The following is a 21,497-nucleotide window of genomic DNA, read 5'->3' on the forward strand; positions in this document are numbered from 1 at the left end:
TCTGAGCGTCTGAAGGTATTTGCGTATTGCTGGCATCAGTTTTGCGTAAACCCGATCAGTACTGTGTACTATGCTGTAGAACTTTTTTAATCCGGATGATGAGCTCTTTTTCATGGAACAAGTAGCACGATGATGCAATCAGTTTCACCACCAACGCCGCGATTACTGGTGATCGCTCCGAACTGGATAGGTGATGCAGTAATGGCGCAGCCATTGTTGCAACTACTCCGGCAGCAATATCCTCAGCATGCAATCGATGTGTTGGCACCGACATGGGTGGCACCGGTTCTGCGGGCGATGACTGAGGTTGACACTATATTGGAAACGCCGTTTAAACATGGCGCATTGCAATTACGTGAGCGATGGCGTTTTGCCCGCTTACTGTGCAGGCGTGGCTATGATGCGGCCTATGTGTTACCAAATACCCTGAAATTCGCACTGCTGCCCTGGATGGCTGGAATAAAAAAGCGTGTCGGCTATAAAGGCGAAAGTCGTTACGGTCTGATCAATGTGATGCACTTTGACGATAAAGCGCATCCCCGACCTATGGTGACGTTTTATGCAGCACTGGCTTTTTCTCCGTCACCGCAGGCACCGTTGAAATTGCCAAGACCAACACTGACAGTCAGTGCTGCTCAACGCGCCGCAGCGTTGCAAAAGGCCGGTTTATCCGATGAAAAGCCTGTGATCTGCTTCGCCCCCGGCGCGGAATTTGGTTCCGCAAAACGATGGCCAGCCAGCCATTTTGCGACGCTGGCGAAATTAGTGCTTGCCAGTTATCCGCAAGCGCAAGTCGTGTTATTGGGATCACCTAAAGATGCATTGGTCTGCGATGAGATCGTGGCAGCTTGTCCACAAGTGCATCACCTGGCAGGTAAAACCTGTCTGGATGATGCGGTGGCGCTGATGTCAACGGCTGTCGCGATGGTGGGCAACGATTCAGGACTTTTACATATCGCCTCGGCACTGAATCGCCCGGCTCTGGCCATTTATGGGCCGACCGATCCCGATCATGCGCCGCCATTTTCAGATATTGCGCATTCGTTTTCTCTGCGTCTCAAATGCGCCCCCTGCAAGCAGCGCGAATGCCCGTTGGGACATCATGATTGCATGCAAAAATTAAGTCCTGATCTGGTCTGGCCGCATTTACATTCGATTATGAAGGCGACCTCAGGTCGTGTTTAAGGGCTCGGGCGAGATGCAGCAAATTACGGATTTACTCGAACGTGCCGCTGGCAAGCCTTTGCCGGACTGGGACGTGTTACGTTCGTCGTATCAGTTACGTCAGTTCAGCAAAGGCGAAAATATCTTTGGCGCCGGAGAGTGGCAACCTTATGTTTATGTTGTCCGTTCCGGCATTGTGAAGCTGACTTATCTCAGTGAAGGCGGCCAGGAGTGGATAAAGTCGTTTATCGGCGAGGCGGACTTTTTTGCCTGCCCGAATGTGTTGCTGGCTGGTTTGCGTACGGATTACTTTGCGACTGCGGTTGAGCAATGCGAGATTGAGCAGGTCGATTATTCGGAAATCAATAAGCTGATCGCGCTGCATCCAGACTGGCAGCGGGCGGTACGTCAGTTACTGGAATGGCATATCGTGCGTAAAGAGCAGCGCGAGCGTGAACTTTTGACGATGGCACCGGAAGAGCGTTATCAGTCGTTTTTAAAAAACTATCCTGCGATTGCATCCCGCATACAGTTGCGCGATGTTGCCCATTATCTGGGGGTGACGCCGGAAGCATTGAGCCGCATCCGTAAGCGTATCCAAACCTGATCGGATGTTGCTGCATATACGGATTGCCGGCAATAGTATTTGTGTGGTACTGAAATCCCGCGCTGCCGTGGTTGTTTGAATTAAATTTAAGAGGAAGAGCGTTATGGCCGGAGGAAGTTTACTCGCACTGTTTGATGATATTGCGACGGTGCTGGATGATGTGGCGGCGATGACCAAAATCGCCGCAAAAAAGACTACCGGTGTACTGGGAGACGATCTTGCCCTGAATGCTGAGCAGGTCGCAGGGGTGCGCGCGAATCGTGAATTGCCGGTGGTCTGGGCGGTCGCGCTTGGCTCTATGAAAAATAAAGTGATACTGGTGCCACTAGCGCTATTGCTGAATGCGCTCGCCCCTTGGGCTGTGACACCTTTGTTAATGCTGGGTGGTGCGTATTTATGTTTTGAGGGATTTGAAAAGCTGGCGCATAAGTATCTGCACAGTGTAGAAGAAGTCAGCAGCGAACACGAACAGTTACTGGCGGCCGTCGCCCATGATGACGCAAGCATCATGGCGTTTGAAAAAGAAAAAATCAAAGGTGCTGTTCGCACGGATTTTGTTCTGAGTGCCGAAATCATCATCATTACTCTGGGAACCGTAGCGTCTGCTCCGTTTTCCTCGCAAGTGACCGTATTAGCCATGATTGCAGTGATCATGACGATCGGTGTTTATGGTCTGGTGGCCGCGATAGTGAAACTGGATGATGTCGGTTTATATCTGAAGCGCAGAAATGCAACTGGCATCGTGCGGAGTTTGCTGCAAGTGACTGGAAATGGCTTATTGGTATTTGCGCCACGTCTGATGAAATCTCTGACGGTGATCGGCACTATCGCCATGTTCATGGTTGGCGGCGGCATACTCACGCATGGCATTCATGTGATGCATGATCTGATACAGAATGTCGCGCAAGCAGGTGCAGATTTGCCGCTGGTGGGCGGTGCGATAGCAGCGGTTGTCCCTTCGGTACTTGATATGCTGTTTGGTATTGTTGCCGGTGCGCTCGTTTTGGTGGTTGTGAATGTAGCCGAAAAGCTCAGGCATCTATTCAGACGTAATGCCGCATAAGCAATGACGGCTGTACACGAATAATTGTGCTCGTTGATCGAAAAAAGAGGCAGGTTTTACCTGCCTCTTTTTTTTATCGGGAGTTATCTGACGGCGACTCCGTCGTTTTCAGGTTTCAAAAATATATTGTCCCGGTGCCGCTCCCAGATCCGCATTGTTGCGCGGCTGCAGGGCTTTGATTTGCGTTGCCGATGAATGTCTGGCCAGCCATTGCTGCCAGTAAGTCCACCACGAGCCTTGTTCTGTTTTAGCTTCCTTCAGCCAGACATCAGGATCTTCATAGCTGGCGCCATGTCCCTTGCTTGGCATAAACTGATAGCTGCGATGGGCATGACCCGGCTCTGAAACAATGCCCGCATTATGACCGCCCGAGGCAAGTACAAAGTCGATGCTGGTATCGGTCAGCACATGAATTTTGTAAACAGAGCGCCAAGGTGAAACATGGTCTTTCACTGTTCCCACGACAAACATCGGTATTTGTATGTCTTTCAGTGCGACAGCATGTTGGTGCACTTCGTAATGCCCCTTTGCCAGATCATTATGCAGGAACAGGTGTTTTAGGTATTCGCTGTGCATACGGTAGGGCATACGGGTTGTATCAGCATTCCATGACATCAGATCATTTGGCTTATTGCGCAGCCCTAACTGATAGTCGCGCATAATTTTTGACCAGATCAGATCGCGGGAATTCAACAACTGGAACGAACCAGCCATTTGTTTGCCATCGAGGTAGCCTTGTTTCCACATCAGGGCGTCCAGCATGGCTAACTGGCTTTCATCGATAAATAATCCGAGTTCGCCTGGTTCGCTGAAATCGGTCTGTGCCGCGAGCAAAGTAATGCTGCTGACCAAGTTGGCGAATGGCTTTTCGCCATGAATTTTTTGCCCGGCCATCGCGGCAGCACCGATTGCCAGCAAGGTGCCACCGAGACAGTAACCGACCGCGTGCAACGGCTTTTTGCAAATGCTGTGAACTTCTTTTAATGCCGCAAATAAACCGCTGTCGAGATAATCATCCATACCGAGATCGCGGTCTTCACGACCGGGGTTACGCCAGGAAATCATGAAGACGGTATGACCCTGCTCAACCAGGAAGCGCACCATGGAATTATGTGGTGACAGATCCAGAATGTAATATTTCATGATCCAGGAGGGAACAATGAAAATGGGTTCTGCATAAACCTTTGGCGTTTGCGGAGAATACTGAATCAGTTCAATCAGGTGGTTGCGGAACACGACTTTGCCCGGTGTGACGGCGACGTCCCGTCCCGGTTTGAATGGAGCTTGCTCCTCATCGTTTTCTTTATCTTCATTGGTCGGCAGTCTGACGCCAACGTCTTCCAACCAGTGCGTGAACCCGGACAGGATATTTTTACCGCCGCTCTGCTGCGTTGCTTCCAGAACTTCCGGATTAACCCAGGGAATATTCGAGGGTGAGCTCATATCCAATAGCTGTCTGGCCATGAAGTTGACGACGTCTTCATGATGCGCAGTGACGCCACGTATACCGGTCGTCGCGGTATTCCAAAAATCCTGTGTTTGCAGAAACGCTTTCGACATTGCGTTAAATGGCCACTGCGTCCAGCCGGTATGGGAAAAGCGTGTGTCCGATGTACTGGCCGGGACGCTGTACTTTATCGCCTCCGCCGTGCTAGTTGCCGGTGTTGCTGCGTTAGGACTGAGCGTTGCTGCACGCATAAATGCGGGCCATTCGGCTGCTTGCTTTTGCAGCAGTCCGACCAGTTCCATTTGCTTGCCCGGCGTGGTCGCCAGATGCATAGCCCAGTCAGCCCACGCCAGATTGACACTGGCAGGCGAAATCCCGCCTGTCAGTTTCGCGATGTGATTTTGCAGCGCCATATCCATAGGATTGACGGGGGCTTCTTCTCCGGTCAGATAACAAATCTGGTCGTGATGTTCCTTATTTGCGGGCAGGGATGTTATCGTATCCTGAAGGGGCTTATTTGTACTCATCTGACTTTCCTTTAGCGGTAGTTCCGATTGTCACAAACTTCAAAAGGGGGTGAATTGATGCGAATCAATTCGATTGTGCAACATTATCAATACACTGCGATGACTAATGTCTGGTGCTAATATGAAAAACTTTGTTTTCAATCTTCATCGACTGCCATTATGCACTTGCCCGCTAAAACAAGGCGGCGTGAAAAAAAACAGTCACCCTCGAAAAATCCTATGGTTACCCGTCAGTTTGTTTTGCCTGCATTTGTTGACTCTGAGTGGCACGGCATACGCCGCAGAATCGCTGGAGCAAGCATGGGATATCGCTCTCAAGCGTGATCATGTGCTGGCCTCCGCGCAATACAAAGAGCAGGCAGCACAACATCAGCTCAGCTCCGCGCAGGCGAATTACTTGCCTAAGCTCGCTGTCGAAGCTGGTTATTTAAGAACAGAATCGGAGCCTGCGGCCAAGATTAATATTCCTGCTTTGCCGATGCTGAAAGGCGCCAGTCTGCCATTTGCACAGGATTCTGCCTATTTTGGTGGTGTGACGGTCTCCGCACCGCTGTACACCAGCGGGAAAATTTCATCTGGGGTGGCTGCCGCGCGGGCGCAGGCAGATGCCAGCGAAGCCCGCACCAAGCTGACCCGTAGCGAGTTAAAACTGGCGATAGCGCAGTCGTATATTGCCGTGCTGCGGGCGGAACATGCGAACGAGGTTGCGAAAAGCCATATCAGCGCGGTGAGTAAGCATGTCAGCGACGTGCAGGAATTGTTCCAGCAAGGTTACGTGGCTAAACATGATTTACTGGCTTCTCAGGTTGCCCTTGCAAATGCGCAGCAACTCGGCTTGCAGGCAGCGAATGCGCTGGAACTGTCGCGTGCCGCGTACAACCGCTGGATGGGGCGCCCATACGATCAGACGGTGGAGTTGGTCGATATTGGTCTGGCAGGTCAGACGCCTGCTGAAAGTGATCTGAATACCTTATTACAGACCGCCAATACCCAGCGTAAAGAATTGCAGGAACTGACGATGCAAAGTTCGGCATTGCAAAATCAGGCTGCCAGTGTACGTGCCGGGCATTTGCCGCAAATCGGCGTCAGTGCAGGCTATAGCAAACTGGAAAATCGCTATCTGGCCGAAGATAAAGCATGGTGGGTTGGCGTTGTGATGAAATGGGAGTTGTTTGACGGCGGACTGATCCGGAATCAGGCATCACAACTCGCGGTCAACGCACAGGCAGTTCGCGAAGCTGAACTTGATGTCCGGGAGAAGATCGCCTTGCAGGTGCGCCAGTCCTGGTTGTCTCAGCAAGAGGCGAACGCCCGCATGCAGCTGGTTTCAAAAGCAGTCGAACAGGCCGATGAAACCTTACTGCTGGCGCGTGAACGTTATCGCTCCGGCCTTGCGCCGAACAGCGATGTGCTGGATGCAGAAACCCGTCGTTTGCAAGCTTACTCGAACCGGGATAATGCCTTGTACGACAGAGCCTTTGCGCGTCTGCAATTACAACATGCTGCCGGACAGCTTTGATATGACTACACATCAGTCACCGTTCACTCAGCACCTGATCGCGAGCAGTCGCCGTCCACATCAAGCGTACGCTGGCTTGTTTCTGCCTTGCGTCCCCCTTTATCAATGTGAGAATACAGATGGAAAAAAATCGTAAGTTTATCGGCCCTGCATTGTTGGGCGTTGCCGCCATCGTGATTGGCGTTGGATTTTTTTATTATCTTGCCAGCAGCCGGAAACTACCTGAAGGGCTGATCGCTGCCAGCGGCCGCATTGAAGGTGATCGTATCGTCGCTGCCGCAAAATATCCGGGCCGCATCAATAAAATATTCGCCAGAGAAGGTGACACCGTGGCGGCTGGTACGGTTGTCGCGCAACTGGAAGACACCAGTTTTCAGGCGAAAGCTGAGCAGGCCAGGCAGGCACTGAATGCGACCGATGCGCAATTGAAAGCAGCACAAGCGAATTTAGATATTGCACAACGGGAAGTGCCGATGGGCGTCAGTGTTGCTGATGCTGGCGTCAGTCAGGCACAGGCGACGCTCGCTAAGGCCAGCGCGGTTGAACAGCAGGCGCGGCGCGATGCACAAAGACACAAAGAATTGTTTGAGCGTGGTGTCATCGAACGTCACCGGTATGAGCAGGCTGATCTCGCATGGCAGGTTGCGCAATCGGATGTGAAAGCCTCACAGGAAGCAGTGAAACGCGCGCAACAAGGCTTATCTCAGGCAGGTTTGGGAAACGATAAAGTCAAAGCCAGACAACAGGAAGTTGAAGCCTTACGGGCGCAACGCGACAGAGCGGCCGCTGCAGTGGCGGAAGCCGATTCTGTGCTTGGCGATCTGGTGATCAAGTCGCCGGCAAGCGGTATCGTATTGACGCGTTTGCGGGAACCGGGCGAAGTGGTTTTGCCGGGTGGCGCAGTCGTTGAAATGGTGAATCTGGATCAGTTGCATTTAAAAGTCTATGTGCCAGAATCAAAAATCGGCCAGTTGCGTCTGGGCTTGCCAGTGCGTATCTACACGGACGCGCAACCAGATCAGTTTTATGAAGCAACCGTCAGTTATATTTCCTCACGTGCTGAATTCACCCCGAAAGAAGTGCAGACCACGGATGAGCGCGTGAAACTGGTGTATGCCGTCAAACTGGCGATTGCAAAAAATCCTGATCATAAGTTGATGCCAGGAATTCCAGCCGATGCTGTTATACGCTGGAAAGAGAATGTCACCTGGCAAAAACCACGTTGGAAATGAACTTGTCTGCGGCAATGAAACCTGATCAACAGTCAGACGCGGATAGCGTTGCTGCGCCGTCTGCATCGTCCGCACCGGTGGTGGATGCGCGCGAACTCACTAAACGGTATGGCGATACCGTTGCCATGGATGGCATCAGTCTGCAGGTACAGGCAGGCGAAATTTACGGTCTGATAGGGCCGGATGGTGCGGGTAAAAGCAGTTTACTCAAAGCCGTTGCCGGCGTGCTTGCCCATGACGGCGGTGACTTACGGGTATTCGGCTGTCTGATCAATTCCGAAAAATCCAGCGAGCAGATCAAAGACCGCATTGGTCTGATGCCGCAAGGGCTGGGACAGAATTTATATGGCGATTTATCGGTAGAAGAAAATATCGATTACTTTGGCGGCTTGCGTCTGCTGAGCCGTGAAGAACTGCGTACACGCAAGGAAGCATTGTTACGCAGCACCCGGCTTGAGCGTTTCCGTGACCGCCCGATGAAGAATCTTTCTGGTGGCATGAAACAAAAGCTGGGTCTGGTCTGCACACTGATACATGAACCTAAACTGGTTATTCTGGATGAACCAACGACAGGAGTTGATCCAGTATCCCGACGTGAATTCTGGAGCATACTCTCGCGCTTGCTGAAGGAAAAAGGAATTACCGCGCTGGTATCGACGGCATACATGGATGAGGCCAGCCGTTTTCATCGCGTTTCTTTGATGTATGCCGGAAAAATTCTGGCATCAGGTGAGCCAGAAAAGATCAGGATGCTTGCGCAAGGCTCGATCGTCAGCAGTGTCTGCGCTGATGCTTCGCAACAGGTGGCGGCGGTACATCGTCTGACGCAGACGTTCCCACAGTTGGAAGTGCTCGGGCAAGACATGCGGATTTTTGTCGACCAGCCAGATCCTGCGTCAGCAAAAGCTGAAGTGGAGTCTTGCCTGCAAGGCATACCGCAGCAGCGGGTAGAGGTGCTGGAACCTGAGTTGGAAGACGTTTTCATCGCTTTGCTGAGGAAAAAAGATCTGGCCGGGAAAGACGAAAAAAACACTACTGCACAACCCGCAGCGCAACGACATCCAGACAATGGCCTGGCAATTGAAGCAGTGAATCTGAGTCGGACTTTTGGTGAATTTAAAGCCGTTGATCAGGTCAGCTTTCAGGTACCGCAAGGCGAGATATTTGGTTTGCTGGGCGCGAATGGTGCAGGGAAAAGCACCGTCATTAAAATGCTGACGGGAATACTGAGTCAGACCGATGGCAAAGGACGGGTTGCCGGTGCAGACATGCGCACGGCAGGACGCCAGATACGTGAGCGCATTGGCTATATGTCGCAGGCATTCTCGCTGTATCTGGATTTATCAGTACTCGAAAACATTCGCTTATATGCCGGTATTTATGGCCTGACCCGGCAACAAACAGCAGCGCGCATGGATTGGATACTCGACATGGCTGGTTTGCGCCCGTTTGGTAAAGCACTGGCCGCCAGTTTGCCCATGGGCTTGCGGCAACGGCTGGCGCTGGGATGCGCGCTGATACACCGGCCACAAGTATTGTTTCTGGATGAACCAACCTCGGGCGTTGATCCTATGGGACGACGCGCATTCTGGGATGTGCTGTTCCGCCTCTCGCGGGAAGAGAACGTGACGATACTGGTGACCACGCATTACATGTCGGAAGCCGAACATTGTGATCACCTGGCGTTGATGTATGCCGGGCGTATCGTTGCCGATGCCTCACCCGATCAGTTAAAAGCCGATGTAGAAAAAGAGGCTGGTAAACTCTATGAAATTCAGACCGGTGATGCGCAGGCGGCTTTGGATCGTTTGCAGGCCGCGGGTTATTCAAGTGCTGCGTTGTTTGGTTCGCGAGTCCATGTGCTGATGCCTGACGATGAACAGGCGTTGCGTCAGATGGCGGATGTGATTGCGGATACAGGAGTGCTGAAAGTGTCACCGAAACGCCTGGCGATGGAAGACGTGTTCGTGCATATCGTGACTCGTCTTGAAGCGGAAGATGCGAAAGCCAGAGGAGAAAAAATATGAATCTGCGCCGTATCCGGGTGGTTGCATTTAAAGAGTGGCGCGAAATCGTTCGTGACCGGCTGTTTTTTGCATTAGCTTTTTTTGTACCGTCTCTGCTGATGCTCTTGTTCGGTTATGGCTTGTCGCTAGATGTGGAAAATATTCCACTGGCGATAGTCGATTACGATCAGTCTGTCACTTCGCGAGACTATGCACATCGCTTTACAGATTCCCGTTATTTCTCATTTCAAGGTTATGCCAGACATGAGAAAGAGGTGGAAAAACTCGTCATCGATAATACCTTGCGGGCGGTGATCGTGATTCCACCGCAGTTCGGACAAAATCTGAAAGCGGGGCGCTCTGCGGAAGTGCAGACCTGGATCGACGGTACGTTTCCGTTCCGCGCTTTGACCACCAAAGGCTATGTGACGGCAATCAACGCGGCGATCAATGTGGAAAACTTATCCGCACATTTTTCTGCAATGACCGGTATCAGTCAGGAAAAAATACGCAGCAGTTTGCAACCGGTCAAACTGGAAACACGTTACCTCTACAATCAGGAAGTCAAAAGCATCTGGTCGGTTGCACCGAAATTAATCATGGTGATTCTGATGCTATCACCGCCATTTCTGACTGCGCTGGGGGTGGTCAGGGAAAAAGAGTCCGGAGCCATCTATAACGTCTATTCCTCCACCTTATCGCGTGGCGAATATCTGATCGGCAAATTGTTGCCGTATGTAGGTATTTCTATCGTCAATGCCTGTGCACTGAGCGGATTTGCGCTGCTGTTATTTGGCGCGCCATTTAAAGGCGACCCCTTGTTCTTCCTTATCTCCACGATACTGTATGTGATCTGCACGACGGGTATTGGTTTGTTGGTATCGGTGATGGTGAATACGCAGGTGGCGGCGATGGTGGGGACTGCTATCGTGACCGTGGTACCAGCGGTACTGTACTCGGGAATGATTATTCCGATTCCATCGTTATCGGCCATTGCCGCGGTGATTGCACATCTTTTACCCGGTATGTATTACGCTGAAATCACGATAGGCAGTTTTCTGAAAGGCGTTGGTTTTGCCGCTTTGTGGATGGATTTACTGATACTGACTCTCTATGCAGCAGCCTTATTTACCGCCGGATTTCTGGCGTTTCACAAACGTCCGGATAATTGAGCGATGAGGAAACTGACATGATATTTCTGTTTGACCGGGTCTGGTGGAGTCGTTTGCAGGCGATGATCTGGAAAGAGTTATTGCAACTCTTACGTGATCCTGTATTGCTGGTGTTTGTGCTGTATGCATTCTCGGCGGATATTTATAACGCGGCTTCCGGCGTCTCGTTTCAGTTGAATAATGCGGCATTGGTGTTGTTTGATCTTGATCGCAGCGCTGCATCACGCGAACTCGCCGGACGCTTTATGCCCCCTGAGTTTCGCTGGGCAGGTGCGATCGATCATGCAAAGCAAGGGCAGCAGTTGCTTGACGATGGCAAAGCGATGGCAGTGCTGGATATTCCTCCGGGCTTCGGTGCGGCTTTGACGCGCGGCGATAACACCTCTGTGCAATTGCAGATTGATGCGTCGAATTCTGTGCTGGGTTTTTTAGCTGCCGTTGACGCGACCCAGATTGTGGCTCGCTATGGGCTGGAACAGGCGGCAGGCAATCTCGGTTTTAGTTCTGATTTATCTGCGCTGGATGCCCCGGTTATCAACAATAACAGCCGGGTCTGGTTTAATCCGAATCAGAACGACGCCTGGTTCATGGGTATTTCAGAATTGCTCAACGTGGTGACCTTATTTTCTATGTTGCTGCCGGCAGCGGCGATGGTCAGGGAGAAAGAACGCGGTACGATAGAGCAATTGCTTGTCTCACCGTTGTCACCTTTGCAGATTATGATTCCTAAAATTGTGGCGATGGTGGCGGTGCTACTGGGAGGAACAGCATTGGGTTTGTTTGGCATCTTAGTCCCGATCTTTTCTATTCCGGTCAGCGGTAGCCTGCTGTTATTTTTTGCGTTAACTACCTTGTACGTGAGTACACTGGCTGGCATCGGTATCTGGATTGCAACGTTGACGAACAATATGGCGCAGGCCGGTATGATGGTGATCCTGATACTGGCACCGATGATGTTTTTATCCGGTGCCTGGACGCCGCCCGAAGCGATGCCAACGCTGATGCGCTGGGGAATGTATGTGTCGCCACTGTATTACTACATCAATGCCAGTTATGGCATTTTGATGAAAGGTGCAGGCATCAGCATATTGTGGCCTCTATTCGCAGGCATTCTTGTTATCGGTTGTATCGTCAGCGGCGCGACCATATTACGTTTCAAAAAACAGTTTGGTTAGAACTCATTTCATCAATCGGGGTGAGTTGAGTTCTGAATTGAATCGCAGATTGAAAACTTGTGAATAAGAACAGGAATTAAGATGATAAATACAGGCGGCAGTTTTTCACTGGCAGGAAAGCGGGGCTTGATTATCGGCCTCGCCAACGAGCACAGCATTGCTTATGGCTGCGCGGCGGTGTTAAAAAAAATGGGCGCCTCGCTGGTTGTTTCCTGTGTCAATGAGAAAGCGCAGACTTATGTTGCGCCTCTGGCGGCAGAGCTTGAAGCGCCCCTGATTGTCTGTAATGTTGAACAGGACGATGCGCTCGAATTTCTGGTGAGTGCCAGCGTCAGCCATCTCGGACAGATCGATTTTCTTATTCATTCCATTGCCTGGGCACCGAAAGAAGATTTACAGGGCAGGGTGATAGATAGTTCTGCTGCCGGGTTTTTGCAGGCTATGAATATTTCCTGTCACTCTTTCGCCCGCTTGGCGCGTTTATGCGAACCGCATTTAAGCCAGAGTGCAAGCCTGATCACAATGAGTTATCTGGGCGCAGATGAAGCCGTCGCGCACTACGGGTTGATGGGGCCGGTCAAAGCAGCACTGGAATCTCTGGTGCGATATCTGGCGATGGAAATGGGGCAGAACGGCCATCGTGTCCATGCGATGTCGCCAGGCCCGGTACCAACCCGTGCTGCATCAGGATTACAGGATTTTGACGCGCTGATGTCCAAAGCCGTGGCACGTTCCCCGTTGCGGCGTTTGGTGAGTCTGGATGAAATCGGGCAGCTTGCCGCATTTCTCGTCAGTGACGCCTCTTCCGGAATGACTGGGCAGACTTTATATGTCGATGCTGGTTATCATATTGTGAATTAATCATTTCTTGCATCCTTCTGTTTTTTCCGTTCCCACGTTTTATCTCTTTCTGGAATACCACTATGAATGACCGCATGAATAGCGATACCAATGTGCCTGACATGATAGTCAATGTGATCTATGACGAATTGCAGATCGGTCAGACTGCCAGTGATATCAAGACTTTGAGTAATGAAGACATACAGGCATTTGCAGCGATTTCTGGCGATGTAAATCCTGCGCATCTCGATCCGGAGTATGCCGGCAAAACTTTATTTCACGGAGTGATTGCACATGGTATGTGGGGCGGGGCGCTGATTTCCAGTGTGCTCGGCACGCAGTTGCCGGGACCCGGTACGATATATCTCGAGCAGGATCTGCATTTTGTAAAACCTGTGCGCATCGGCGATACGCTGACGACGACGGTGACGGTAGCCGCAAAAGATGATGAAAAAAAACGCGTTACGCTGAGTTGTGAAATCGTGAATCAGCACGGTGCGCGAGTGGTGTTCGGGAACGCGCTAGTGATTGCACCTGTTGAGCGGGTCAGTCGCCCGCGTGCGCATTTGCCTACTGTCACCATGTTCGATCTGGGTGCCCGTCAGCAAAAATTATTGGATAGTGTACGCAGTCTGGCCGCAGTACGTTGCGCGGTGGTTCATCCGTGTGATGCTGATTCTCTGGCTGGCGCACTGGATGCGGCGAAACAAGGACTGATCGTGCCTGTGCTGGTGGCACCGTTGGCCAAACTGAATGAAGTAGCACAACTCGCGCAACTGGATATTTCTGGCATCGAAGTGATTGATGTGCCACATAGCCATGCGGCGGCAGAAAAAGCGGTTGCGATGGCAGCTGCGGGTGAGGTGGAAGCCTTAATGAAAGGCAGCCTGCATACCGATGAATTGATGGGTGCTGTCGTCCATTGCCCTGCATTGCGTACCAAGCGCCGACTTTCTCATGTTTTTCACCTTGATGTTCCCATGTATCACAAGGTGTTGTTACTAACCGATGCTGCCTTGAATATTGCACCTGATCTGCTGGAAAAGGCCGATATTCTGCAAAACGTGATTCATCTCGCGCATGCACTGGGAACGGCTGAACCTAAAGTGGCGATCTTATCGGCAGTCGAAACAGTGAATCCGAAAATCGCTTCGACGCTCGACGCGGCAGCCTTGTGCAAAATGGTGGATCGCCGGCAGATTACCGGTGCGATTGTTGATGGGCCACTGGCATTTGATAATGCGATTTCTGCAGAGGCGGCGAGGATCAAAGGTATTACGTCTGTGGTCGCTGGTCACGCAGATATTCTGATGGTTCCTGATCTTGAATCCGGGAACATGCTGGCGAAACAGTTTGAATATCTTGCCGGTGCATCGACGTGTGGCGTGGTACTCGGTGCGCGGGTGCCGATTGCTCTGACCAGTCGTGCCGATGGGCCAGCGGCGCGGGTTGCTTCTGCAGCGCTGGTCAAATTATTGGCGCATGAATACAGAAAAAATACGCCATGAAAATGAGTGCGATTTTATCGGTGAATTCTGGTTCATCAACCATTAAGTTTGCGCTTTACCCTCTGCATGATCGCCAGGTAGACGCCGCCAGTATGTCCGGCATCGTGGAAGGGCTGGAACCTGGTGGACAGCCTTGCATACGTCTGGACGCCGGTGACATCAGGCAGCAGTTTGTTCTGGAAGATCTGGAACTCGATGCGAATGGTGACTCGTTTGCTGCCGTACTCAAAGCCTTGCGGAAATTAATCGGCCAGCATAGTGCAGGCATACGTATTGCCGGAGTTGCACACCGGATAGTGCATGGCGGTGCGCGCTATGCCGAGTCAGTGTTGATCGATGATGACACCATGACTTATCTGCGGACGCTGAATACGCTTGCTCCGCTGCATCAACCGCACAATCTGGATGGTGTGCTGGCTTTTCAGAAAGCCTATCCCGAAGTGCCGCAGATTGCCTGTTTTGATACGGGTTTTCATGCACAGATGCCTGTGACTGAACGTACGATAGCTTTGCCACAAAGCTTACGTGAAGAGGGCATTTGCCGTTACGGTTTTCACGGGCTGTCTTACCGTTATGTGGCTGGTCGTCTACGGCAGAATTCAGACAAAGCTGACCAACGCGTATTGATGGCGCATCTGGGTAATGGTGCCAGTGTTTGCGCGATGAAAGAGGGACGTAGTGTCGCGACGACGATGGGCTTTTCTGCATTAGACGGACTGATGATGGGAACCCGTTGTGGCGCACTTGATCCCGGTGTCATCCTGCATTTATTGCAGGCAGGATGGAATGCGAAACAACTGGAAAAAACCCTGTACAAGGAATCCGGGCTGTTAGGCGTTTCTGGTATTTCGGCAGATATGCGAACCTTGCGCAGCAGCGGGCAAGCGCAGGCACAAGCTGCAATCGACTTATTTACGTATCGCGTCATCCGTGAAGCTGGCGCATTAACCGCATGCCTGAACGGCGTCGATGTATTTGCGTTTACCGGAGGTATCGGTGAGCACGATGCGATCTTACGAGAACAGGTCGGTGCAGGGCTGGAATATCTTGGTGTCAGGATAGATCGGGATAAAAATATTGCTGCGCGAGGCGATGAAATCTGCGCAATTCATGCGAGTGATAGTCGGGTTGAAATTTGGGTTGTTCCTACGGATGAAGGGCGCATTGCCGCTATGGATGCTTTTGATTTGCTATTTCCGGGCTAAACGCACTTTCAAAGATAAGCCCGCTGGTGGCATGAATAAATAACGTAAGCCGTGCAATCCTGCATTTTTTGACAGCTGATACACGGCCACCGGTATCAGTAATCCTGCCAGGCTGCCGATGATTAAATGTGGGGCGGCGCTTTGTATATGCAGTAATTTGCTCAACACTATCCTGACGCCGCTGCCGGTCAGGATATGCATCAGATAAATCGGCATAGAGCAGTATCCCAGCATCGCCAGCCATGTCGTCCACTGTTGATTCCATTGCGCCAGCAACACTGCTGCGCTGCAGATCAATGCAATTCCTGCGATTGCCAACGCCAGATTCAGCACAGACTTATCGGTATAGACCAGATGCAGTTGGGCATGGAATAAATATTCCAGTCCGGTGAAAATTGCGACAGCGCATAGTGTTGCTGTGAGTGCCTGCGTTTTCAGTACGTCTTTCCAGCGCAAGGCACTCATTCCCAATACAAAGAAAATCAGATAGCTGCCAATAAAATCCAGAGGAAAAGGTAGTTGCACAAACATCTGTAAAAACCAGGCGGCGAGCGCTGCCAGAGGTAATGCCCATTCGGGTAAAGACTGACGTTCGCGATACAGCATTGCCATCATAACGAAAATGGCAAATAACACATACAGAAACCAGAACTGCGCCCGTGGCTGCCAGAACAGTGATAACACTTCGCCAGTCGTTGTCGAAGAAGTGGTATATCCGGATAAAAAAACCTCGATAAAACCCTGTAGCAATGACCAGAGAATATAGGGGTACAGCACGCTGTCAACTTTGTCGGTGATTAATCCGGTGCGACCATATTTTTGCAAGGATGGTAAAAAAAACAGTCCCGACAAAAAGAAGAACAAAGGCATGTGAAAGCTGTAAATGACACTGTCAACCAGCTTGAACAGTTCCGCATCGACCTTGATGCCAGCATTGAATGCACCGCGACTCACGTGACCGTACACCACTAACAGTATGCCCAGGCCTTTGGCGTAATCAACCCAGTGATCGCGGTTTTGCATGAAATAAAATAAGCAGAAAAATTACATCAGGATGATGTCGTATTGTTCCTGATGAAACACGTTTTCAACCTGCAGTGAAATCGGTTTTCCAATGAAGTCACCGAGCATGGCCAGATGTTGTGATTCTTCTTCCAGGAACATATCGACCACGACCTGCGACGCCATGATGCGGAATTCACGCGGATTAAATTGTTTCGCTTCACGTAATAATTCACGCAAAATTTCGTAGCAAATAGTGCGGGCAGTTTTTACCTGACCTTTACCATTGCAGGCAGGGCAGGTTTCACACAATACATGTGCCAGCGATTCACGGGTGCGTTTGCGCGTGACTTCAACCAACCCCAGTGCGGAAAAACCAGACACAGACAGTTTGGTGCGGTCACGTGACAATGCCTTGTTCAACTCAGACAGCACGGCAGCTTTGTGTTCTTCATTCTCCATATCAATGATATCGAGAATAATGATGCCACCCAGATTACGCAATCTCAGTTGTCTGGCGATTGCGTGCGCTGCTTCTAGGTTAGTTTTGAAGATCGTGTCGTCAAAATTGCGACCAGCGACAAAGCTTCCGGTGTTCACATCAATCGTCGTCATCGCTTCAGTCTGATCGACAATCAGATAGCCGCCAGATTTCAGATCAACACGGCGGCCTAAGGCGCGTTCAATCTCTTCTTCCACGCCATACAAATCAAACAGCGGACGTTCGCCCGTATAGTGTTGCAGCTTGGGTAATACGGAAGGCATATAATGCCTGCCGAATTCTTGCAGCATCAGATAATTCTCGCGCGAATCGACTTGAATATTTTCTGTTTCTTCATTGACGAAATCGCGTAAGACTCTTTGTGCCAGATTCAGATCCTGATACAGCAAGGTCGTTGGCGGCTTGGTTTTGCCAAGCTGGGTGATCGTAGACCAGGTGCGGCGCAGGTAATCGACGTCAGCTTTCAAATCTTCATCAGATGCATCTTCCGCCATCGTCCTGACAATGAATCCGCCTTTTTCATCTGCCTGTTGCAGACTCTGTACTTTGCTGCGCAATGCTTCGCGCTCTGCTTCATTTTCAATTTTCTGAGAGATGCCGATATGGGTGTCCTGCGGCAGAAACACCAGCATGCGTCCGGCAATCGAGATCTGGGTGGACAGGCGTGCACCTTTCGTTCCTATCGGGTCTTTAATGACCTGAACGATGATGGCCTGGCCGTCAAACAGCAGCTTTTCTATCGGCGTCAGTGGTGCATTCGAACTACCCTCCTGAGGGCGTGCATCCCAGATATCGGCAACGTGTAAAAAAGCCGCCCGCTCAAGCCCAATATCAATGAAAGCCGACTGCATGCCAGGTAAGACGCGCACGACTTTGCCGAGATAAATATTGCCGACAAGGCCGCGGGATAGGGTTCTTTCTATGTGCAATTCTTGCACTGCTCCCTGAAAAATCAGAGCAACGCGGGTTTCTTGTGGCGTAATATTAATGAGGAGATTTTCGCTCATGAAGTTCAGAAATTAAGGGATAAAAATTCCAGACTGACGTAACACCTGACAAGTCTCAAATAACGGTAATCCCATGATGCCAGAATAACTGCCATTGATGTGGGAAATAAAACGTGCTGCAGCACCTTGTATACCGTAGCCACCAGCTTTATCGTAGGGTTCTGGCGTGTCACAATAATCCTGAATTTGCTGTGCAGTTAATGCCGCAAAACTGACTTTTGATACTTGTGTTGCCGCGAGAAGACCATGTTCGTGTTGTACCGCGATACTGGTCAACACTTCGTGGGTGTTTCCTGCCAGCAGCGTGAGCATCGATACCGCTTCGTCGCGGCTGGCCGGTTTTCCAAGTATTTTCTGATCAATCACAACGGTGGTATCTGCTGCCAGCACGGGACGCACCGGCAGTTTGCGCATGTGCATCACTTTCCATGCCATTTCAGCTTTTTCTTTGGTCACACGGCTGACGTAGTCGTGCGGTAACTCTCCGGGGAATACAATTTCTGTCACGTCCGGACCACGCGGCGGTATATCTCGGAGCAGGAGTAATTCATATTCGATGCCGACCTGGGTGAGTAACTCGCGGCGGCGCGGACTTTTTGATGCGAGGTAGATTTTATTTTCACGTTGCATTTTTATGCTTTATCTTACTCAATTTATACGCGGTGATAAGGGTGATTTTGTGTGATGGACCAGGCGCGATACAGCTGTTCTGCCAACACGACCCTGACCATGCCATGTGGCAACGTCAGACTGGAAATTCTGATCAGCGTGTCCGCTTTTGCTTTGAATTCTGCATCCAGACCATCTGCACCACCGATGACAAAAACCACATCCCGCCCATCCTGTTGCCATAGGCTCAGATTCTGAGAAAGGGCGACGCTGGTCCAGTCTTTACCGCGTTCATCTAATGCGATGATGCGCGCATTCTTGGGAATGACGGCTTCGATTTTTGTGCGCTCGAGTGCCATGACCGTTTCCGCCGTTTTGCTGCCAGAACGTTCAACGGGCTTGATTTCTTTCAAGTGTATCCGGCATTCAGGTGGCATCCGTTTAGTGTATTCCTGAAAGGCCGTTTCTATCCAGTCTGGCATTTTATGACCAACTGCGGCGATGATGAGTTGCATAATATTTTTTAAAAACTGAAATGAGCTAAAGGTCTGGCGCAAACAAATGGCTGCGCAAGGCAGCCATTTGGTAATTCAGAACAGCGCAGATTACTCGGCTGTTTTTTTACGGGCAGGACGTTTGGCCGCAGCTTCTTTTGCTGATGCCACTGCTGTTTTTGTTGCGGCGACTTTAATACGGCCACCAGTCGGAACTTTTGGTGCTTTCACTGTGCTGCCATCGGCTGCTTTGCGGGTTGCTGGTTTGCGTGCAGGTTTCGCTTCACCATCCACTGTTTTCGCTACGCGTGGTTTGCGCGCTGGTTTTTTCTCATCGTCGATCGTGGTCTGAATCGCCATCATGTCGTGCGTTACTTCCAGAGGCGCTGCTTTACCTGCTGTTTTGCGTGTACGTTTTGGTTTTTCTGCATCGACAGTAGTGCTTGCCGGTGCTACCGCTTTTGTTGTACGTTTTGCTGCGCCGAGTTTGACAGGTTTGTCGCCCCAGATTTCTTCCAGACGATAGTAAGCGCGGATCGCTGGTTGCATGATGTGCACAACCATATCGCCCAGATCGACCAGTACCCATTCACCAGTGGTTTCACCTTCGACGCTGATGACCGTGCCGCCATTTTCTTTGACCTTATCGCGGACGGATGCGGCCAATGCCTTGGTCTGACGATTCGACGTTCCTGATGCAACCAGAACACGGTCAAACAGACTGGTCAGGTGCATGGTGTCAAACAATTGTATGTCTTGTGCTTTCACATCTTCGAGAGCATCAATGACCAGTGTTTGTAATTTTTTAATATCCATTATTTTGATAAATTGAATGTTGTTGTATGTAGTCTAGCACCTTGTGAGTGACTAGCAATCTGATTGTCGGGTTATGCTGTTTTAATTCTTTACGCAGTTGGGTCGCGGATACATCAATGGCCAGACTTGAGTCCAGATAAGTTCCTCCGGCAGCACTGGCACGCATTTCTTCTGGGCTTATCATTCTTTCCTGCCACTCTTTTGTCACTTCAGGGCAGGCGAGGCTGATATCGAATCCGGGCCGACTTGCGGCACATAAATGCGCGACGCCGAATAAGTCTTTCCACTGATGCCATGTGTGCAGATTCAGCAATTGATCTGCTCCCATGGCAAAACAGATAGAGGCTTGCGCCCCCAGTTCTGTTCGCAGTTCGCGCAGCGTTTCTATGGTGTAACTGGCGACATGGGCTTCCGCGCGTCGTATTTCCTGCTCATCAATGATCAGCTTGCAGTCTGACCATTCGTCAAAAGCCAGCTTCAGCATACTGACTCTTTGCTCTGATGTAGCCGTCAGAGCGGATTTTTGCCACGGTTGTCCGGCCGGGATAATGCGTAATTCATCCGGTTTAAGTACATCGCACAGATGCTTTGCCAGCGCGATATGAGCAGTATGGACTGGATCAAAACTACCACCCAGAACCAAGGCGCAATAAGGATTTTTACTGCTTAAACCCATTCCCTGTGCACCAGAAAATAATTTGTTAATTGAGCCTCTGCACTGTCAGTTTCTGGAGCCCAGTTGTAGCGCCATTTTACGACAGGGGGCATAGACATCAGAATGGATTCCGTCCGCCCTCCTGATTGCAGACCAAAATGTGTGCCACGATCAAACACGAGATTAAACTCCACATAGCGCCCACGACGATATGCTTGGAAATCCCGCTCCCGCTCACTGTAGGAGAGTTCTTTGCGTTTTTCAAGAATTGGCAGGTAGGCAGGAATGAAAGCGTCACCGACTGCTCTGGTCATCGCAAAACTCTGCGCAAAATCTAATTCGTTGAAATCATCGTAAAAAATGCCGCCGACACCGCGCGCTTCCTTGCGGTGTTTTAAATAGAAATACTCATCACACCATTTTTTGAAGCGCGGATGCAAATCACTGCCAAACGGGCTCAGTGCGTCTTTGCAGGTTTGATGAAAATGGCGCGCATCCTCTTCGAAACCGTAATACGGTGTCAAATCCATGCCGCCGCCAAACCACCAGACGGCTTCTTTACCTTCCGCATGGGTGGTGAAAAAACGTACATTCATGTGTACAGTTGGCGCATAGGGATTGCGTGGATGTAATACGAGTGAGACACCCATTGCTTCCCATTTTCTGCCAGCCAGTTCCGGGCGGCTGGCTGCTGCTGACGGCGGTAAATTGTTGCCCATGACATGGGAAAAATTTACCCCACCCCGTTCAAAGACAAGGCCTTCCTCGATCACGCGGGAAATGCCGCCACCACCATCGGGGCGTTCCCAACTGTCGCTGATAAACTGATGGCCATCGGTAGCCTCAAGCGCGGCAACAATATTTGCTTGCAACGAAAGTAAATAATTTTTAACGGCTTGTATATCGGTCATTATATGTTGAACAGGGTGGTCTTCAAAAAGCAAGAC

19 protein-coding genes are annotated in these 21,497 nt (G+C 50.8%); 11 read left to right on the forward strand and 8 right to left on the reverse strand.

Annotation, left to right across the window (positions count from 1 at the left end; genetic code table 11):
- Positions 1-129 precede the first annotated feature (129 nt).
- The 3 genes from waaF (at position 130) to H8K38_RS11980 (ending at position 2,834) form a co-directional block, all read left to right on the forward strand.
- Positions 130-1,185, forward strand: a complete 1,056-nt coding sequence (waaF, locus tag H8K38_RS11970; RefSeq protein ID WP_186885067.1) for a lipopolysaccharide heptosyltransferase II — start codon at positions 130-132, stop codon at positions 1,183-1,185.
- The gene (locus H8K38_RS11975) at positions 1,178-1,771 is read left to right on the forward strand and encodes a Crp/Fnr family transcriptional regulator (protein ID WP_186885068.1); all 594 of its coding nucleotides are present in this window, start codon (positions 1,178-1,180) and stop codon (positions 1,769-1,771) included. The genes waaF and H8K38_RS11975 overlap by 8 nt, the downstream gene beginning before the upstream one ends.
- 103 nt (positions 1,772-1,874) lie before the next feature.
- Positions 1,875-2,834, forward strand: a complete 960-nt coding sequence (locus tag H8K38_RS11980) for a DUF808 domain-containing protein (RefSeq protein WP_186885069.1) — start codon at positions 1,875-1,877, stop codon at positions 2,832-2,834.
- A gap of 108 nt (positions 2,835-2,942) precedes the next feature.
- Here H8K38_RS11980 and H8K38_RS11985 read toward each other — a convergent pair whose 3' ends face one another.
- Positions 2,943-4,808, reverse strand: coding sequence for an alpha/beta hydrolase (locus H8K38_RS11985; RefSeq protein WP_186885070.1), 1,866 nt, complete (start codon positions 4,806-4,808; stop codon positions 2,943-2,945).
- A gap of 187 nt (positions 4,809-4,995) precedes the next feature.
- On the opposite strand from H8K38_RS11985, the gene H8K38_RS11990 reads away from it, so the two are divergent.
- The 8 genes from H8K38_RS11990 to H8K38_RS12025 all read left to right on the forward strand — a co-directional run bounded on the left by H8K38_RS11990 (position 4,996) and on the right by H8K38_RS12025 (position 15,465).
- Positions 4,996-6,327 carry a TolC family protein gene (locus tag H8K38_RS11990; RefSeq protein WP_186885071.1) on the forward strand — a complete coding sequence of 444 codons (1,332 nt, stop codon included), beginning with the start codon at positions 4,996-4,998 and terminating at the stop codon, positions 6,325-6,327.
- Positions 6,328-6,446: 119 nt separating this feature from the next.
- Entirely contained in the window at positions 6,447-7,559 is a 1,113-nt protein-coding gene (locus tag H8K38_RS11995; RefSeq protein ID WP_186885072.1) for an HlyD family secretion protein, read from the forward strand.
- Positions 7,560-7,573: 14 nt separating this feature from the next.
- Positions 7,574-9,586 (forward strand): ATP-binding cassette domain-containing protein, encoded by a 2,013-nt coding sequence (locus H8K38_RS12000; protein ID WP_186885073.1) that lies wholly within the window; start codon positions 7,574-7,576, stop codon positions 9,584-9,586.
- Positions 9,583-10,737, forward strand: a complete 1,155-nt coding sequence (locus H8K38_RS12005; RefSeq protein ID WP_186885074.1) for an ABC transporter permease — start codon at positions 9,583-9,585, stop codon at positions 10,735-10,737. The genes H8K38_RS12000 and H8K38_RS12005 overlap by 4 nt, the downstream gene beginning before the upstream one ends.
- 17 nt (positions 10,738-10,754) lie before the next feature.
- Positions 10,755-11,912 (forward strand): ABC transporter permease, encoded by a 1,158-nt coding sequence (locus H8K38_RS12010; RefSeq protein WP_186885075.1) that lies wholly within the window; start codon positions 10,755-10,757, stop codon positions 11,910-11,912.
- Between the two features lie 81 nt (positions 11,913-11,993).
- On the forward strand, positions 11,994-12,773 hold the full coding sequence (gene fabI, locus H8K38_RS12015) for an enoyl-ACP reductase FabI (protein ID WP_186885076.1): 780 nt from the start codon (positions 11,994-11,996) through the stop codon (positions 12,771-12,773).
- Between the two features lie 62 nt (positions 12,774-12,835).
- A complete protein-coding gene (locus tag H8K38_RS12020; RefSeq protein WP_223827001.1) occupies positions 12,836-14,260 on the forward strand; it encodes a bifunctional enoyl-CoA hydratase/phosphate acetyltransferase in 1,425 nt (474 codons plus the stop codon).
- Positions 14,257-15,465 (forward strand): acetate/propionate family kinase, encoded by a 1,209-nt coding sequence (locus H8K38_RS12025; protein WP_222610838.1) that lies wholly within the window; start codon positions 14,257-14,259, stop codon positions 15,463-15,465. Before H8K38_RS12020 ends, H8K38_RS12025 begins: the two co-directional genes overlap by 4 nt.
- Here H8K38_RS12025 and H8K38_RS12030 read toward each other — a convergent pair.
- The 7 genes from H8K38_RS12030 to hemF all read right to left on the reverse strand — a co-directional run bounded on the left by H8K38_RS12030 (position 15,451) and on the right by hemF (position 21,461).
- A complete protein-coding gene (locus tag H8K38_RS12030; protein ID WP_186885077.1) occupies positions 15,451-16,488 on the reverse strand; it encodes an acyltransferase family protein in 1,038 nt (345 codons plus the stop codon). The two genes, H8K38_RS12025 and H8K38_RS12030, sit on opposite strands and share 15 nt — an antisense overlap.
- Before the next feature lie 21 nt (positions 16,489-16,509).
- Complete coding sequence (rng, locus tag H8K38_RS12035; protein WP_186885078.1) at positions 16,510-17,976, reverse strand: ribonuclease G; 1,467 nt, start codon at positions 17,974-17,976, stop codon at positions 16,510-16,512.
- 12 nt (positions 17,977-17,988) lie between these two features.
- Positions 17,989-18,606, reverse strand: coding sequence for a nucleoside triphosphate pyrophosphatase (locus tag H8K38_RS12040; RefSeq protein WP_186885079.1), 618 nt, complete (start codon positions 18,604-18,606; stop codon positions 17,989-17,991).
- A gap of 23 nt (positions 18,607-18,629) precedes the next feature.
- Positions 18,630-19,100 (reverse strand): 23S rRNA (pseudouridine(1915)-N(3))-methyltransferase RlmH, encoded by a 471-nt coding sequence (gene rlmH / locus H8K38_RS12045; protein WP_186885080.1) that lies wholly within the window; start codon positions 19,098-19,100, stop codon positions 18,630-18,632.
- Between the two features lie 90 nt (positions 19,101-19,190).
- Positions 19,191-19,895: a ribosome silencing factor gene (gene rsfS / locus H8K38_RS12050; RefSeq protein ID WP_186885081.1), complete on the reverse strand. Its 705-nt coding sequence runs from the start codon at positions 19,893-19,895 to the stop codon at positions 19,191-19,193.
- A complete protein-coding gene (gene nadD, locus H8K38_RS12055; RefSeq protein WP_186885082.1) occupies positions 19,885-20,571 on the reverse strand; it encodes a nicotinate (nicotinamide) nucleotide adenylyltransferase in 687 nt (228 codons plus the stop codon). The genes rsfS and nadD overlap by 11 nt, the downstream gene beginning before the upstream one ends.
- Positions 20,562-21,461, reverse strand: a complete 900-nt coding sequence (hemF, locus tag H8K38_RS12060; protein WP_186885083.1) for an oxygen-dependent coproporphyrinogen oxidase — start codon at positions 21,459-21,461, stop codon at positions 20,562-20,564. The genes nadD and hemF overlap by 10 nt, the downstream gene beginning before the upstream one ends.
- Positions 21,462-21,497 lie beyond the last annotated feature (36 nt).

Source organism: Undibacterium sp. FT79W (assembly GCF_014284215.1).
In the GTDB taxonomy this organism is placed as follows: domain Bacteria; phylum Pseudomonadota; class Gammaproteobacteria; order Burkholderiales; family Burkholderiaceae_D; genus Undibacterium; species Undibacterium aquatile.

What these genes read in the sequence shown, in the direction of transcription:
- fabI (WP_186885076.1), top strand. Translation starts at nt 11,994, where the DNA reads ATGATAAATACAGGCGGCAGTTTTTCACTGGCAGGAAAGCGGGGCTTG.
- H8K38_RS12040 (WP_186885079.1), bottom strand. Translation starts at nt 18,606, where the DNA reads ATGCAACGTGAAAATAAAATCTACCTCGCATCAAAAAGTCCGCGCCGC.
- H8K38_RS12020 (WP_223827001.1), top strand. Translation starts at nt 12,836, where the DNA reads ATGAATGACCGCATGAATAGCGATACCAATGTGCCTGACATGATAGTC.
- H8K38_RS11995 (WP_186885072.1), top strand. Translation starts at nt 6,447, where the DNA reads ATGGAAAAAAATCGTAAGTTTATCGGCCCTGCATTGTTGGGCGTTGCC.
- waaF (WP_186885067.1), top strand. Translation starts at nt 130, where the DNA reads ATGATGCAATCAGTTTCACCACCAACGCCGCGATTACTGGTGATCGCT.
- rlmH (WP_186885080.1), bottom strand. Translation starts at nt 19,100, where the DNA reads ATGCAACTCATCATCGCCGCAGTTGGTCATAAAATGCCAGACTGGATA.
- hemF (WP_186885083.1), bottom strand. Translation starts at nt 21,461, where the DNA reads ATGACCGATATACAAGCCGTTAAAAATTATTTACTTTCGTTGCAAGCA.
- H8K38_RS12010 (WP_186885075.1), top strand. Translation starts at nt 10,755, where the DNA reads ATGATATTTCTGTTTGACCGGGTCTGGTGGAGTCGTTTGCAGGCGATG.
- H8K38_RS12025 (WP_222610838.1), top strand. Translation starts at nt 14,257, where the DNA reads ATGAAAATGAGTGCGATTTTATCGGTGAATTCTGGTTCATCAACCATT.
- rsfS (WP_186885081.1), bottom strand. Translation starts at nt 19,895, where the DNA reads ATGGATATTAAAAAATTACAAACACTGGTCATTGATGCTCTCGAAGAT.
- H8K38_RS11980 (WP_186885069.1), top strand. Translation starts at nt 1,875, where the DNA reads ATGGCCGGAGGAAGTTTACTCGCACTGTTTGATGATATTGCGACGGTG.
- rng (WP_186885078.1), bottom strand. Translation starts at nt 17,976, where the DNA reads ATGAGCGAAAATCTCCTCATTAATATTACGCCACAAGAAACCCGCGTT.
- H8K38_RS11985 (WP_186885070.1), bottom strand. Translation starts at nt 4,808, where the DNA reads ATGAGTACAAATAAGCCCCTTCAGGATACGATAACATCCCTGCCCGCA.
- H8K38_RS12005 (WP_186885074.1), top strand. Translation starts at nt 9,583, where the DNA reads ATGAATCTGCGCCGTATCCGGGTGGTTGCATTTAAAGAGTGGCGCGAA.
- nadD (WP_186885082.1), bottom strand. Translation starts at nt 20,571, where the DNA reads ATGGGTTTAAGCAGTAAAAATCCTTATTGCGCCTTGGTTCTGGGTGGT.
- H8K38_RS12030 (WP_186885077.1), bottom strand. Translation starts at nt 16,488, where the DNA reads ATGCAAAACCGCGATCACTGGGTTGATTACGCCAAAGGCCTGGGCATA.
- H8K38_RS12000 (WP_186885073.1), top strand. Translation starts at nt 7,574, where the DNA reads ATGAAACCTGATCAACAGTCAGACGCGGATAGCGTTGCTGCGCCGTCT.